This window comes from Streptococcus oralis, from assembly GCF_023110435.1.
Lineage (GTDB): Bacteria > Bacillota > Bacilli > Lactobacillales > Streptococcaceae > Streptococcus > Streptococcus oralis_CF.
In genome coordinates, this window is sequence record NZ_JALDWB010000002.1 from 111,785 (window position 1) to 127,234 (window position 15,450).

Below are 15,450 nucleotides of genomic sequence, written 5' to 3' on the forward strand. Positions count from 1 at the left end.
AGTTACAAATTATTAAATCGTTTATAAGTTTAAAAATAAAAAAAGGAGTTTTTATCATGAAAAACTGGAAAAAATATGCTTTTGCATCTGCTAGCGTAGTCGCTTTGGCTGCAAGCCTTGCCGCTTGTGGAAACCTCTCAGGTAACAACAAAAAAGCTGCTGACTCAGCTTCAGGTGACAAGCCTGTTCTTAAAATGTACCAAATCGGTGACAAACCAGATAACTTGGATGAATTGCTAGAAAATGCCAACAAAATCATCGAAGAAAAAGTTGGTGCTAAATTGGATATCCAATACCTTGGATGGGGTGACTACGGTAAGAAAATGTCAGTTATCACATCATCAGGTGAAAACTACGATATTGCCTTTGCAGATAACTATGTTGTAAATGCTCAAAAAGGTGCTTACGCTGACTTGACAGAATTGTACAAGAAAGAAGGAGCAGAGCTTTACAAAGCACTTGACCCAGCTTACATCAAAGGGAACACTGTAAACGGTAAAATCTACGCTGTTCCAGTTGCAGCCAACGTTGCATCATCTCAAAACTTTGCCTTCAATGGCGCTCTTCTTGCCAAATATGGCATTGACATTTCAGGTGTCACTTCATACGAAACACTTGAACCAGTCTTGAAACAAATCAAAGAAAAAGCTCCAGACGTAGTACCATTTGCGGTTACGAAGAACTTTATCCCATCTGATAACTTTGACTACCCAGTACCAAATGGACTTCCATTCGTTATCGACCTTGAAGGAGACACTACTAAGATCGTAAACCGTTACGAAGTACCTCGTTTCAAAGAACACTTGAAGACTCTTCACAAATTCTATGAAGCAGGATACATTCCAAAAGACGTAGCAACAAGCGACACTTCATTTGACCTTCAACAAGATACTTGGTTCGTTCGTGAAGAAACAGTAGGACCAGCTGACTACGGTAACAGCTTGCTCTCTCGTGTTGCCAACAAAGATATCCAAATCAAACCAATCACTAACTTTATCAAGAAAAACCAAACAACACAAGTTGCTAACTTTGTTATCTCAAACAACTCTAAGAACAAAGAAAAATCAATGGAAGTGTTGAACCTCTTGAACACGAACCCAGAACTCTTGAATGGTCTTGTTTATGGTCCAGAAGGTAAGAACTGGGAAAAAGTTGAAGGTAAAGAAAACCGTGTACGCGTTCTTGATGCCTACAAAGGAAACACTCACATGTCAGGTTGGAACACTGGTAACAACTGGATCCTTTACATCAACGAAAACGTTACAGACCAACAAATCGAAGATTCTAAGAAACAATTGGCAGAAGCTAAAGAATCTCCAGCGCTTGGATTCATCTTTAACACTGATAGCGTGAAATCTGAAATCTCAGCAATCTCTAACACAATGCAACAATTCGATACAGCTATCAACACTGGTACTGTAGACCCAGATAAAGCTATTCCAGAATTGATGGAAAAATTGAAATCTGAAGGTGCCTACGAAAAAGTATTGAACGAAATGCAAAAACAATACGACGAATTCTTGAAAAACAAAAAATCATAAGATCGATTGATTTCGTGTATTCATTCCTAATTCCTAAAAATGTGATCACTGCCTTCCTTAGTTCTCTAGGGGAGGTAGTGATTTTTAGGATGTAAAAATGAAAACAGTGGTTCTTAGGGTTTATACGATGTGATACACATACATCTATAGAGGATTTATTATGAAAAAATATCGCCTTCTTTTCAAAATGAGTGCTGTCTTCTCTTATCTATTTTTCGTATTTGGCCTTTCTCAGCTGACGCTTATTGTCCAAAACTATTGGCAATTTTCTTCTCAGATAGGAAATTTCTTCTGGATTCGAAATATCTTGAGTTTGCTATTTAGTGGAGTCATGATTGGGATTCTTGTTAAGACAGGCCATGGCTATCTCTTTCGCGTTTCGAGAAAAAAATGGCTCTGGTATTCAATCCTAACAGCCCTAGTAGCGGTAGCTCATATATTTTTTAATATTCAAACAGCTAGACACGTTCAGTCAACTGCTGAAGGTTGGGCCGTATTGATCGGTTATAGTGGGACTAACTTTGCCGAGCTAGGTCTCTATATAACCTTGTTCTTTCTGGGGCCATTGATGGAAGAGTTGCTCTATAGAGGATTACTTCAACATGCCTTCTTTAAAGATTCGAGATTTGGTCTTGATTTGATCCTTCCGTCTATTTTGTTTGCTCTCCCTCATTTTTCAAATTTTCCTAGTCTGTTAGATATCTTCGTCTTTGCAACATTTGGAATCATCTTTGCTGGTTTGACTCGTTATACCAAGAGCATTTATCCTTCCTATGCGGTGCATGTGATCAATAATATTGTAGCGACCTTGCCATTTTTGCTGACTTTTTTACATAGGGTGTTTGGGTAAAATATTAGCATGAGAGTTAGGAATTATAGTTTTTCAATTTATAAGCGAATTTCAGGAGGAAAATGAGAATGACACCATTAAAATGGTTTGCTGGAGGAAGTGAAAGACGTTGTGAAGCGATGACCATCATTGATTATCTATTGGAAGATATAAAGGATGCGCCTCAACTTTCTCCCTTGAAAAATCAATTAGTGATTTATAAAAAACGATTAGAGGATGATGGAACTTCTACTCCATTTATTCTGAGCCAAATGAACGTTGACATCTCACGTGTGTTGATTGATAACAAGCTAAGTTTGTCAGAAAGTCAAGCTAAGCAAATCAAAAAATTGAGAGAATTATCTGCAATTCGGTATGGTTACTGATGAAGTGCAGTGGCAGGTCTCTCTATACAATTTCCGGTCAAATAAATTGCATTTGTTTTCCTGAGTGGATATACTAGTATAGTTGAATGAAAAATTCTGAAAATTTAAGAATAGAAAAGAGAACAAATCTTATGGCAAAAGATATTCGTGTCTTACTTTACTACCTTTATACTCCAATTGAAAACGCAGAGCAATTTGCTGCAGACCACCTGGCTTTCTGTAAATCAATCGGCCTTAAAGGCCGCATCCTAGTCGCTGACGAGGGAATCAACGGAACCGTTTCAGGTGACTACGAAACAACTCAAAAATACATGGACTACGTTCACAGCCTCCCAGGAATGGAAGACCTCTGGTTCAAGATTGATGAAGAAAGTGAACAAGCTTTTAAGAAGATGTTTGTTCGTTACAAGAAAGAAATTGTCCACCTTGGTTTGGAAGACAACGACTTTGACAACGACATCAACCCACTTGAAACAACAGGTGCTTACTTGTCTCCAAAAGAGTTTAAAGAAGCCCTTCTTGACGAAAAAACAGTGGTCCTTGACACACGTAACGATTATGAGTACGACCTAGGACACTTCCGTGGTGCTATCCGCCCAGACATCCGCAACTTCCGTGAGTTGCCACAATGGGTTCGTGACAACAAGGAAAAATTCATGGACAAGCGTGTCGTAGTTTACTGTACAGGTGGAGTTCGCTGTGAGAAATTCTCAGGCTGGATGGTCCGTGAAGGCTACAAAGATGTCGGCCAATTGCACGGAGGAATCGCAACCTATGGTAAAGACCCAGAAGTTCAAGGCGAGCTTTGGGATGGGAAAATGTACGTCTTTGACGAGCGTATCGCAGTCGATGTCAACCATGTCAATCCAACCATCGTAGGAAAAGACTGGTTTGATGGAACACCATGTGAACGCTATGTCAACTGTGGAAATCCCTTCTGTAACCGTCGTATCCTAACATCAGAAGAAAATGAAGACAAGTACCTTCGTGGATGCTCACACGAGTGTCGTGTTCACCCACGCAACCGCTATGTTTCAGAAAATGAATTGACACAAGCAGAGGTGCTCGAGCGCCTAGCAGCTATCGGTGAAAGCTTGGATCAAGTCGCTACTGTATAACATCAAACAGCTCCTCAGGGGCTGTTTTTCTATGCTTTTTATCTAAAAATCTAAAATTTGTTTCTGTATCTTTCAGGAAAATAGGGTATACTGTATGTAAACGATTTCAAAGGAGGCCGGTTATGGCGAAAACATTTTTTATTCCAAACAAAGAAAGTATTCTAGGACAACAGGAGGTCTTGACTGCCAAGTCCATCTTAGCCTTGGTGGAGGGCTTGGAGTCGCATAGTTATGATGCCGTCTATCTCCGTCAGCCCCTCAATCGTCTCGAGTATATCGAGTGTGGGATTGTTGGTAAGTCGCAATTTCTCTTCAAAGTGAACTATGCGGATAGCCGAAAAGGCTATCAAGTGGTGATTCCAGACTTCCTTACCAGAGCGGACTGGGAGATTGTAGAGGCTCTCCTCCAAGCCCTATCGAACAAGTTGGGGCAAGTGGTAGAAGAGCTAGAAGGGTTTGATTTTGAAGCTTATTTCCGACAAACAGTTCAGAATTATCTAGCTGATAAAGCGACTCGTCTAGTCTATTGCCAAGGGCTCTTATCCCCTATCTATCTCAACAAGGAATACCTCGAGAGCTTTTTGGCTGAGGATGGATTGGCACGTTTTGAAGAGCTGGTCAAGAAGGTTCAAGGCTCTGATGCCTACCTTGCCAGTGTGAAATTTTACCCAGACGCCCAAGGCAAGGTGCACGGTATCTACCACCTAGCCCAGGGAGTCAAGACGATTTTGCCAAAGGAACCCTTTGTACCAGCTCCTTATACCGAGCAGCTGGCAGGCAAGGAACTTGTTTGGGAGATTGATCTAGTGAAGATTTCTGGTGATGGGTCCAAAGCAGAAGACTATGAATCCATCGCTCGCTTGGACTATGCAAGATTTCTAGAGTCACTACCAACAGCATTTTACCATCAACTAGATACCAATCAACTAGAAGTACAAGCCATCTTGGGAAAAGATTTTGAGGAATTGGCAAGCATCGAGTAGGCCTTGTTTAAAAAAGAGTAAGCATAAAAATCCCTGTCATTAACAAATGGCAGGGATTTTGGTTAAAAGAAGGTCAGGATGCGAAGGTAGTCCACTGTCAGCGCAAGCTCTGCAATGAAGAAGGGTAAGAGAATAGCACCATCAAGTAAGACAGCTAGCAAGAAACGATAAAATGGGTCGAGGCTACTGGCCTTACTTGGCTTGCTAATCACAAAGAGATTTCCAAGGGCAAAGATGGCCATGCTTAGAAGAGTGAGGATGCCAGCAAATCGTAAGCCACCAAAGAGTGCAAAGAAACTTGCTAGAGCTGTTAGGACAAGTGGGATAGCAAAGAGTCGGCTGTAACGATCGCAAGCTTCTTGGAATGTGAAGTCGTTCTCCTGATCCAGCACACGTCGGACAGTAAAGCCTCCCAAAATGATAGAAAAGTAAAATAGAGCGCTAGCGACCAGAATCGAAAGTCCAGCAAAGAGATCTAAAGGTGGGAGCTGGTTAGGAGAACCATTAGCAATAGAAATCATATAGCCATAGTAGAGGTGCTTGATGTGGTAAATACTAAAGAAAAGGTTAATCGAAGATAGCAAGGTGAGCAGGGCAAAGACACTATAACGATGCTTTTGGTCCGTAGTCTTGCTAGTAGTTGGTTCTTGGATAGCATCCAGCAGCCAAGTCCAAAATAGTGCGATTTCTTCTTTGAATCGGGCAGTTTTACGAGGGTCAATCTCTGGGATATAGGGACTTTCTAAAGCCTTGCTGAGGATGCTTTTCTCTTTTACAGAGTCTTCTTGGCTGCGTTCCTCTTCAGCTTTCCCTTCTCCCTCTTCCTCGGTTTGGGTTTCCTCGATTATTTCGGGAGTTTCCTCCTCATGCGTTTCCAGCTCTTTAGGTGAGACAGAAGTTTCTTCGTTTACTTGTAGTTCGGTCTCCACAGTTTCTGAAGTCTCAGGCTCGTTGGGCTGGTTTTCCGATTTCGTCTGAGGTGATTTCTTCTCAAGATCGGCACTTTCAAACCATTCTTGTGTCATGATGGAACCTCCTTTTTTATGGTTGTTTTCTACTTTTAGACTAGCAGATGAAAGCGTTTTTGTCAATGGTTTCTAGATGGAGAAGAGTATTCTTCTTCCTTGGGTAGATAGATATCCTGATTGGCTTTTATAATGAGCATATCCTTAACATCTGCTTTGTCTGCCTTGTAGGGGTTGGCAAGTTCATTCTCTTTTTGTTTAGGATGCTCTCTTTGTGCTTTACGATAAATACCGCCATGCTTAGAAGAAATATCTAGATTGATACGATCGAATTCTGTCTTAGAAAGAAAGAGTGTTAAGTCATTATGAGAGTCCAGCTCAACCTTACCGCGGACCTTGATATTTTCAGCATAGATATGCCCCCCCTCCGTCTTGACCTGGCTATCTGTCAATTCTGTATCAAAAATATTGATAATACTAGGTGTCGTTAGTGTACTGTTCTTGATAGAACTTTCTGTTATTCTTAAGTGGTAGCCTTTTGTTTTGATCGTCGCATTTTCAAGGGTGGCTTGACGGATGGAGGTCTGTCCACGATTGACTGAGACAGTGATAGCTTTCAGAGTTCTCCCTTTAGGTAAAGAGAGAATAACTTCATTAAAACGGTTGGAATAACTGCTAGCAATACGCAGTAGGCCTTCGATTCCTGAGCCGAGAAAACGATGTTGGGAGGCTTGTTTGTCAGTGACGGTCAGTGTTTTGTCACTCATGTCAGTAGTCAGATCGTGACGACCAGACACTGACGGATGATAGGTGATGTGGATCTTGTCATCTATAGACTCTGTGATAGTCAGACTGTGCTCCTCAAGGGTTAAATCAAGTTTTTCCACTTCGCTTCCAAAGGTCACTTCTTCGATACGATTGTCATAGACAGGGTCTTTTGACATGGCAAGCAAACTTTGAATACCATTGGACTGGGCGCCTACAATGATCATGATAAAACCGAGGATTGTAGAAACCACACCAAAGATGAGAAATCCTTTCGTCAATTTACGCATGTCTGTCACCTCTCTTTCCTTTTTTAAGAATCCATTGCACCAAGCGAACGACCAGGAGCCCAAAGAAACGAGCTACATAGGAGATGCCCAGTAGAACAAGAGAAGAAGCACCGATAGCAAGCAATCCAGCCCCGAAAATTAAGATAAAGGCAGATTTAGCTTCTACTAGGATGCTAAAACTTTCTACGATAAAGAGTCCGCCCAGCAGGATACCCGTCACAGAGACGGTAAAGAAGGCTAGAATGACAGCGGCCGCTGCGATAAAAAGTCCGATGATTGCCATGAGGATGCCGATCCCGACCGGAATTCCGATAGGAGCTACTAGCAGAGCTAGAAGGGCAATGTGTAGGAGTTGGCGATCATTCTTTTGAGCAGGACCTTCATTGACTTTTTTGTTGAGAAGGTCAGAGAGGATATCATGAGCGGCTTCTTTTGGAGTTCCCAGACTGGCGATGAGCTCCTCTTCCCCCTCTGGACCTGCATCGTCAAATAGTTCCTTAAAGTAGTCCATGGCTTCGATGCGGTCAGCTTCAGGTAGTTTATGGAGATAGGTTTCTAACTGAGTCAGATAGTCAGTTCTTGTCATGGCGGATACTCCCTTCTATGATGCCGTTGACGGTGTCGGTATAGAGCGTCCACTCTTCCTTTAGAGTAACGAGCTGCTCTACGCCCCGATTGGTCAAGGAGTAGTATTTGCGCATACGCCCCTGAAACTCTCTAGAGTAGGTGGTGAGAAAGCCACTGGCTTCCAATTTTTTGAGAATGGGATAGAGCGTAGATTCTTTGATATTGGCGATGAGTTTTATGGTTTGGCTAATCTCATAACCATAAGAATCCCCCTGCTCCAGTACAGCCAAGATGAGAAACTCAATCAAGGCAGAGGATGTTGGGAAGTACATGGGAAACCTCCTTTATATTATATAAAAATTTTATATATACTCTTTTCAAATATATTGTATCTCAATATGAAAGCCCTGTCAAGAAATATGTGTAAAAATTTTATATATAAAAAACTCCTAGTAAAAACTAGAAGTTTAGAGGATTTTATCAGCCTTTATCTAAATTTTATCGTAGATTTCTTATACTTAATTTCCTTATCCAAAAGTTTCAATAGAGGAGTTACATATTCAGGATTTGGAAACTTAGGACCGAAAATGACTTCATCGATTTGAATGTTTTCTTTTCTCTCAAGATAAAGTTTACCGAATTCAGGAGAATAATCAATTTTTATCTTGTCATTATCTGATCTTAGGTTAGCATATTGCAAAATACGTAATTCTTCTTCATACTTATAATCGACCGATTTGAATAGGTAGCGGATTTCTTCTATACAGTCAGCAATGGTTTTTTTATAGAATGAATCCTCTGAATTTTTATGGTCCCTTAATTCTGATTTTAAATCCTCTAACAATCCTTTTAATCGCGTTACTTCTTCATTGGTGAATAGTTCACTTTCTTCGATGTCGAATTGGTCATTGTAGTAATGAACATAAGCTACGCGATATAAATAATCCGTATCATTATTCAGTGTAGAATGTTTGTCTTCATAATTTTGTACACTTTCATTGCCTCTAGTTGACTTCTCTTTGTCGGATTCGGATTCATTTAGAGAGTTATCGTTTTGGATTTCAACACTTGATTTCATTTTATGACCGATTTGTTTATCTGAGTTTTTTTGATACCAAGGAAGGTCACTAAGTGAATGATAACGAGCAAAATCATTCTCCTTTAGTACGATACAGACCCCTTCTGCATTATTTCCATATTGCGACCACATGGCTAGGTCGTCTGTTTTGCTAGTGAAACTCATTAAAAACCAAGAGCTAGGCTCCAAAGGATTGCGTTTTTCTAATTTTAAAATTTCTTCTAGAATGACCCCTTCTTCAGGATCGTTCATATAGTTGGCGTTATTCAGGCGTGTCTTTCCTGAGATGGAGAATGGAGCTGTATCTTTTTTCCCTAGTATGCTTTGGAGTGCTTCTCCTGAAGTATAGTGACCAAATTTTAGTTTTCTATTTTTGTCTTCAGCCTTCAATCCAAGCTCATACTTGATTTGTTGGACAAGTGTATAAATTTTAATTAACTGATTGATTTTTTTTGAGTCTTCTCCGTAATATTCTATCCAGGCCTTTAAAATATCGTATTTTGTATCAGAGATAATACCAAGTTTTAAGGTGCGAATAAGCAAATTTTTCTCTTTTTCATCTTTCCCTTCTTCAATAGATGAATCAAAACAAAGTTTATCCAGAGCTTTTACGATATTAGTAGTGGAAATCTGAACTTGATCTTGCTTAAATTGTTCTTCGTTTTCGAGTATCTCGATGAGCATATTTAAAATTTTAATACTCGGAATAGATTCTAGTGACTGATAGATATCGTTTAGGAGATTTGATTGATCTATTTGATTATTTTTTACCAAATCTATCCGAGCTGTAAGATATTTAACAGTAATTTCTTCAGATTGTACGAATCTATTGTGTAATCTTTTTAGTTTGTCTATGATTTCAAGTTTTTCATCTTCGTTTTGTTGTTTGGTGATAATTTTGGTAAGAACTTCGGCGTAACATAAAGTGATATCTTCATTTTTTTCAAAATTAGAAGCTATTTTCTTTAATTTAGAAGCGATATTATTCAATTTATCTAAGTTGGTTTGTTTAAGTGACAAATTGGACAAAGCCATAGCATAACATAAAGCAATGTTTTCAGGCTCCTCGAACTTTTCGTATATGACCTGAATTTTCTGAGTAGTTTCAGCAATTTGCTCAGCTTTCGTCTGTTTATCTGATAGATTTACTAAAGCCATAGTATAATATAAAGCAATATCTTCAGGCTCCTCGAACTTTTCGTATATGACCTGAATTTTCTGAGTAGTTTCAGCAATTTGCTCAGCTTTCGTCTGTTTATCTGATAGATTTACTAAAGCCATAGTATAATATAAAGCAATATCTTCAGGCTCCTCGAACTTTTCGTATATGACCTGAATTTTCTGAGTAGTTTTAACAATTTCTTCGGCTTTCTTCTGTTTGATTGATAGATTGACTAAAGCCATAGCATAATATAAAGCAATGTCCTGAGGTTCATTGAACTTTTTGTAAATTTCTTTAATTTCTTTAGCAATCTCAGCAATTTGCTCAGCTTTCGTCTGTTTAGCTGACAAATTAACTAAAGCCATAACATATCGTAAAGCAATATCTTCAGACTGCTTAAACTGCTTAAAAATTTGTTTGACTGAATTCACAGTCTTGCCTAGTTCTTTTACATTTACTTGTTCAACTGATACTTGTTTAACTGACAAATTGACCAAAATCCGAGCATACCGCAACGCAATGTCTTCTGATTCAGGGTATTGTTCATAAATTATTCTTGCCTTTTCTGCTAGAGCTTCACAGGAAGACCTATCTGTCTCCTCGGCTGATAAGTCAACGAGTTTATCTAACTTTACTTTACTTAGATACCAATTGTATTTCTGTTCATCCATTCTATGCACCTCGTTTAAAATAGTAGCTATCTTATAAACTAATTTATTTTTCACATGACAATTAGTTTCTATACATCTTATTATATCAAAAATGCCATCTTTCTGCTAACATATGGATGGTGCTTTTTGTTGCTAGAAACACCTAAAAAGCCCGACAGAGTCTGGCTTTGCATTGTTTATATCTGAGAAGTAATTTAGAATAATTAAAGTATCTTATCCGCCCGATCCACCATAAAGAGCGAGACGGTCATGATGATATCAACAGCTAGAAGAGCAAGGACAGCTGGGATCCAAGATTGGAAAAGGTCAAAACTATAACCAAACAAGGTAGGGCCAAAGGCCGCCAAAATGTAGCCCCCTGTTTGCGCTAGTCCTGATAGCTGAGCTGTCTTTTCAGGCGAACTAGTTTTAAGAGAAAAGCAAACCATGAGGTAGGGGAAGAGGGCGCTACAGGCCGTTCCAATTAAGAGGTGAGCGACTAACCAGTAGAGGAAGTTGTTGATTGGATACAAGAGCATGGCAATTCCCATCATACCAGCGATAGAGATAATTGCCAGCATGATTCGACGATGATCATCTGACAGACGAGTTGTCAGACTTGGAACAGTCATTGAAAAAGGAATGCTGATCAGTGAGAAAATAGAAGCGAGGAGAGCCGCATCACTATTAAAAAGACCAGCACTAATAGCCATAGTTGGCAACCAAGTCATGCTTGTATAAAAGAGCAAGGACTGAAGACCGCCAAAGACAATGATGGCCCAGACAGATTTGTTTTTTAGAATATTTTCTTTTGATTTCTTTTCTTGCTGCCCTTCTAGATAGTGATTGTGACGATGATTTGGCAACCAGACTAGCAGAGTGACCAAGCAGAGAATGCTGAGTACAAGGATGAGATCTTTCCAAGAACTAGCTTGGGTGATAGGGACAGATAGATAGGAGGCAATAGCTGTGGAAATCCCCATAGCAGTGACATAGAGTGTCGTTAGGAGACTGATTTTTTGAGGCCGATTTGCTTGAATCATACTAGGAAGAAGAACATTAAAAATAGCAATGCTCGCTCCGACAATCAAGGTTCCTAGATAGAGAAGGGGAAGATTGAAAATCCGAATGACAGAGCCAACAGTTAAGAGGAGGAGACAGTAAGTAAAGAGATGTTCCAACCCGATTTTTTGTGCCAAGCGACTCGCAAAAGCAGAGAAAAGAGCGAACATCAAGAGAGGAAGACTGGTTAAAATTCCAAGAGAGCTAACCTCGACTCCTAGTCCCTGAGCGATATCTCCTAAAATAGTTGGTAAAGCAGTAAAAGGAGAACGTAAAACGGTCCCAATTAAGATAATTCCTAGAACAAAAAAGAGTGATCGTTTTTTCATGAAAACCTCGAATGGATGATTTTAATAACAGCTTATTTTAAGGTTTTTTTCTTACAATGTCAAGGAGAGGACTGCTAAGAAAGCTAGAACGATTTAACTGAAAATAGAGTGAAAGGGGACAGATTTCTTTACCAGAATTTTTCTTGATTTGAGATAAAAATAGGAAACTAGGAAATTTTGTGATAAAATAGTGGAAGGAAATCTATAAATTGGAGAAAAACTGTGTCTGAAAAGCAAAAAATCAGCGTCTTGATGTCGGTCTATGTAAAGGAAAATCCGACATTTTTGAGAGATGCCATCAAAAGTGTTCAAAACCAGACCTTGAAACCAAGTGAGCTTGTTCTCGTAGAGGATGGGCCTCTCACACCAGAACTCTATCAGGTGCTAGATGAAGTGGAAGCTCAGTCAGAGATTCCAGTTAAGCGTTGCCCCTTAGAAGAAAATCAAGGTTTAGGTTTGGCTCTTCGATACGGTGTGTTACAGTGTCAGTACGATATCATCGCTCGCATGGATACAGATGATATAGCAGTAGCTGACCGCTTTGAAAAGCAAGTCCAACTAATGGAAGAGGAAAATCTGGACATCTTAGGTGGACATATCGCAGAGTTTATTGACAATCCTGGCGAGATTGTGTCTTATCGTCGTGTTCCAACTCAGCACGCAGATATTGTGACTTACCAAAGGATGAGAAGTGCCTTCAACCATATGACGGTCATGTTCAAGAAGGATATGGTTCTCAAGGCAGGCAACTACGAAGACGGACTTTATATGGAAGATGACCTCCTCTGGCTCAATATGATTGCCGCAGGAGCCAAGACTGGAAACCTCGATCAAATCTTGTGTAAGGTTCGTGTGGGTGCAGGGATGTTCGAACGTCGAGGTGGTTTGCGCTACCTCAAACTCTATCGTCAGGCTCGTCAGCGCATGCTTGAAAGAGGGCAAATTTCCTACATGGAATATGCGAAAAGCATTGCCATTCAGGCGGTCGTCGCACTTTGTCCAGGTTTTGTACGTCAGTTTATTTTTGTGAAATTATTAAGAAAAAATAAATAGGCTTGTAAAAGATAAAATAGCCAAAAGATGTTATAATGACAATATATTTATTTGCATTCTTTTAAGAAAGAGTAAATTCCTATGAATAAAAAACTAACAGATTACGTGATTGATCTGGTTGAAATTTTAAATAAACAGCAAAAACAGGTGTTTTGGGGTGTATTTGACATTGTTAGTATGGTTGTTTCCATCATTGTGTCCTACATTCTCTTTTATGGTTTGATTAACCCAGCGCCTGTGGACTATGTTATCTATACTGGTTTGGCTTTCCTCTTCTATCAAATCATGATTGGATTTTGGGGGCTCAATGCTAGTATTAGTCGTTACAGCAAGATTACGGATTTCTTAAAAATCTTTTTTGGCGTAACCGTCAGCAGCATTGTCTCTTACGGACTTTGCTACGCCTTTCTTCCTCTATTTTCTATCCGGTTCATCATACTCTTTATCTTATTGAGTACCTTCCTAATCTTGCTCCCACGTATCACATGGCAGTTGATTTATTCTAAGCGCAAGCAGGGTAGTGGGGATGGCGAGCACCGTCGGACCTTCTTGATTGGTGCTGGTGATGGTGGGGCCCTCTTTATGAACAGCTACCAACATCCAACTAGCGAGCTTGAACTAGTGGGAATTTTGGATAATGATGAAAAGAAAAAGGGACAAAAACTAGGTGGAATTTCCGTTTTGGGTTCTTATGATAATCTGCCTGAATTGGCCAAACGCCACCAAATCGAGCGCGTCATCGTAGCCATCCCTTCGCTTGATCCGTCAGAGTACGAACGTATCCTGCAGATGTGTAATAAACTCGGTATCAAATGTTACAAGATGCCCAAGGTTGAAACAGTTGTTCAGGGACTTCACCAACCAGGTAGCGGTTTCCAGAAGATTGACATCACAGACCTTTTGGGGCGTCAGGAAATCCGTCTCGACGAATCCCGTCTTGGTGCAGAGCTTACAGGCAAGACCATCTTGGTGACAGGAGCAGGTGGTTCGATTGGTTCGGAGATTTGTCGTCAGGTCAGTCGCTTCAATCCTGAACGCGTGATTTTGCTTGGGCATGGTGAAAACTCCATCTACCTCGTTTATCATGAATTGATCCGTACATTCCAAGGGATTGATTATGTTCCTGTTATTGCAGATATTCAGGACTATGACCGTCTTCTACAAGTGTTTGAACAGTACAAACCAGCCATCGTTTACCATGCTGCAGCCCACAAACATGTTCCGATGATGGAACGCAATCCAAAAGAAGCCTTCAAGAACAATATCCTAGGAACCTATAATGTTGCCAAGGCTGTTGATGCAGCCAAAGTACCTAAGATGGTCATGATTTCGACTGACAAGGCGGTCAATCCACCAAATGTTATGGGCGCAACCAAACGTGTGGCAGAGTTGATTGTCACTGGCTTTAACCAACGTAGCAAATCAACCTACTGTGCAGTCCGTTTTGGGAATGTTCTCGGTAGTCGTGGTAGTGTGATTCCTGTCTTTGAACGCCAGATTGCTGAAGGTGGCCCTGTAACGGTGACAGACTTCCGCATGACACGTTACTTCATGACCATTCCAGAGGCCAGCCGTCTAGTAATCCATGCTGGCGCTTATGCCAAGGACGGAGAAGTCTTTATCCTTGATATGGGCAAACCAGTCAAGATCTATGACTTGGCTAAGAAAATGGTGCTTCTAAGCGGGCACACGGAAAGTGAAATTCCAATCGTTGAGGTCGGTATTCGTCCGGGTGAAAAACTCTATGAGGAACTCTTGGTTTCGACCGAATTGGTTGACAACCAAGTTATGGACAAGATTTTCGTTGGTAAGGTTAATGTCATGCCTCTAGAAGCGATCAATCAAAAGATTGAAGAGTTTCGTTCACTCAGTGGAAATGAGCTTAAAGAAGCTATCATTTCCTTTGCGAATGAGACAACTCATGCTGAGTAAGAGTGTCTCATGTAATTGATCATAAATCAAAGACCAAGGTTTTGTATAGACAGAACCTTGGTCTTTTTACTTTATAGTTTGAAGCTATTAGCTTGTTATAGCTGACTGATGATATCATCGATTGTATGGGCAATCCAGTCGGGTTGATAGCTGAGTAAATCAGCCTCTTCTCCAAATCCCCAAGTGACAGCAAACTTTTTAATGCCAGTTTCTTGGGCTCCGATCATATCAAACTTGGTGTCGCCAATGATGAGAACTTTGTCTGCGGGGAGTTGATGCGTTTTCAAGGCGTAACGGATGACATCCGCCTTGTGTGGTGTTTCAGGACCAGAACCGTAAATGCCGTCAAAGAAATGATAGATTCCCAGATTTTCAGTCATATCCTTGGCAGTAGGAGTATTCTTTGTTGTTGTGATATAGAGAGGGTAGGTTTGCGAGAGTTCTTGGAGCAATTCCGTCATTCGGGGGAAGAGTTGGGCTTCGTGGATTCCTTTTTTCTTGTAGTAAGAACGGTAGGTTTGAACAGCTTCCGAGATTTGCTCCTTTGGGAGACACGTTGCAAAACTAGTTTCAAGCGGTGGGCCCATGAAACCACGAATGGTTTTAGCATCAGGAGTCGGAACTCCCAGTTGTTCAAAGGTATGAGTAAAAGAATTGTGGATCCCGATGGAACTGTCAACCAGGGTTCCGTCTAGATCGAAAAAGATGGCTGAGATTGATGACATAGTTTCTCCTATTAG

The 15,450-nt window shown here is 40.4% G+C and carries 14 protein-coding genes; 7 read left to right on the forward strand and 7 right to left on the reverse strand.

Annotated elements, in window-relative coordinates:
• Positions 1 to 56: 56 nt before the first annotated feature.
• The 5 genes from M1F97_RS04760 to M1F97_RS04780 all read left to right on the forward strand — a co-directional run bounded on the left by M1F97_RS04760 (position 57) and on the right by M1F97_RS04780 (position 4,857).
• Complete coding sequence (locus M1F97_RS04760; protein ID WP_000800423.1) at positions 57 to 1,541, forward strand: ABC transporter substrate-binding protein; 1,485 nt, start codon at positions 57 to 59, stop codon at positions 1,539 to 1,541.
• 160 nt (positions 1,542 to 1,701) lie between these two features.
• Entirely contained in the window at positions 1,702 to 2,391 is a 690-nt protein-coding gene (locus M1F97_RS04765; RefSeq protein ID WP_247944370.1) for a CPBP family intramembrane glutamic endopeptidase, read from the forward strand.
• 68 nt (positions 2,392 to 2,459) lie between these two features.
• The gene (locus M1F97_RS04770) at positions 2,460 to 2,756 is read left to right on the forward strand and encodes a bacteriocin immunity protein (protein ID WP_247944371.1); all 297 of its coding nucleotides are present in this window, start codon (positions 2,460 to 2,462) and stop codon (positions 2,754 to 2,756) included.
• A gap of 131 nt (positions 2,757 to 2,887) precedes the next feature.
• Positions 2,888 to 3,874, forward strand: coding sequence for a rhodanese-related sulfurtransferase (locus M1F97_RS04775; protein ID WP_247944372.1), 987 nt, complete (start codon positions 2,888 to 2,890; stop codon positions 3,872 to 3,874).
• A 122-nt stretch (positions 3,875 to 3,996) separates the two neighbouring features.
• The gene (locus M1F97_RS04780; protein ID WP_247944373.1) at positions 3,997 to 4,857 is read left to right on the forward strand and encodes a DUF4299 family protein; all 861 of its coding nucleotides are present in this window, start codon (positions 3,997 to 3,999) and stop codon (positions 4,855 to 4,857) included.
• 62 nt (positions 4,858 to 4,919) lie between these two features.
• Here M1F97_RS04780 and M1F97_RS04785 read toward each other — a convergent pair whose 3' ends face one another.
• The 6 genes from M1F97_RS04785 to M1F97_RS04810 all read right to left on the reverse strand — a co-directional run bounded on the left by M1F97_RS04785 (position 4,920) and on the right by M1F97_RS04810 (position 11,725).
• On the reverse strand, positions 4,920 to 5,882 hold the full coding sequence (locus M1F97_RS04785; RefSeq protein WP_247944374.1) for a DUF6574 domain-containing protein: 963 nt from the start codon (positions 5,880 to 5,882) through the stop codon (positions 4,920 to 4,922).
• A gap of 62 nt (positions 5,883 to 5,944) precedes the next feature.
• Positions 5,945 to 6,877 (reverse strand): DUF4097 family beta strand repeat-containing protein, encoded by a 933-nt coding sequence (locus tag M1F97_RS04790; protein WP_247944375.1) that lies wholly within the window; start codon positions 6,875 to 6,877, stop codon positions 5,945 to 5,947.
• A complete protein-coding gene (locus tag M1F97_RS04795; protein ID WP_247944376.1) occupies positions 6,870 to 7,463 on the reverse strand; it encodes a DUF1700 domain-containing protein in 594 nt (197 codons plus the stop codon). The genes M1F97_RS04790 and M1F97_RS04795 overlap by 8 nt, the downstream gene beginning before the upstream one ends.
• Positions 7,450 to 7,776 carry a PadR family transcriptional regulator gene (locus M1F97_RS04800; protein ID WP_000273860.1) on the reverse strand — a complete coding sequence of 109 codons (327 nt, stop codon included), beginning with the start codon at positions 7,774 to 7,776 and terminating at the stop codon, positions 7,450 to 7,452. The genes M1F97_RS04795 and M1F97_RS04800 overlap by 14 nt, the downstream gene beginning before the upstream one ends.
• Before the next feature lie 155 nt (positions 7,777 to 7,931).
• Complete coding sequence (locus M1F97_RS04805) at positions 7,932 to 10,355, reverse strand: hypothetical protein (protein WP_247944377.1); 2,424 nt, start codon at positions 10,353 to 10,355, stop codon at positions 7,932 to 7,934.
• A 203-nt stretch (positions 10,356 to 10,558) separates the two neighbouring features.
• Positions 10,559 to 11,725, reverse strand: coding sequence for a CynX/NimT family MFS transporter (locus tag M1F97_RS04810; protein ID WP_247944378.1), 1,167 nt, complete (start codon positions 11,723 to 11,725; stop codon positions 10,559 to 10,561).
• Positions 11,726 to 11,947: 222 nt separating this feature from the next.
• Between M1F97_RS04810 and M1F97_RS04815 the strand changes: the two genes are divergently transcribed.
• Together M1F97_RS04815 and M1F97_RS04820 are read left to right on the forward strand one after the other, a co-directional pair.
• Positions 11,948 to 12,778 (forward strand): glycosyltransferase, encoded by an 831-nt coding sequence (locus tag M1F97_RS04815; RefSeq protein WP_247944379.1) that lies wholly within the window; start codon positions 11,948 to 11,950, stop codon positions 12,776 to 12,778.
• Between the two features lie 81 nt (positions 12,779 to 12,859).
• A complete protein-coding gene (locus tag M1F97_RS04820) occupies positions 12,860 to 14,710 on the forward strand; it encodes a nucleoside-diphosphate sugar epimerase/dehydratase (RefSeq protein ID WP_247944380.1) in 1,851 nt (616 codons plus the stop codon).
• Positions 14,711 to 14,805: 95 nt separating this feature from the next.
• Here M1F97_RS04820 and M1F97_RS04825 read toward each other — a convergent pair whose 3' ends face one another.
• On the reverse strand, positions 14,806 to 15,435 hold the full coding sequence (locus tag M1F97_RS04825; protein ID WP_247944381.1) for an HAD-IA family hydrolase: 630 nt from the start codon (positions 15,433 to 15,435) through the stop codon (positions 14,806 to 14,808).
• Positions 15,436 to 15,450 lie beyond the last annotated feature (15 nt).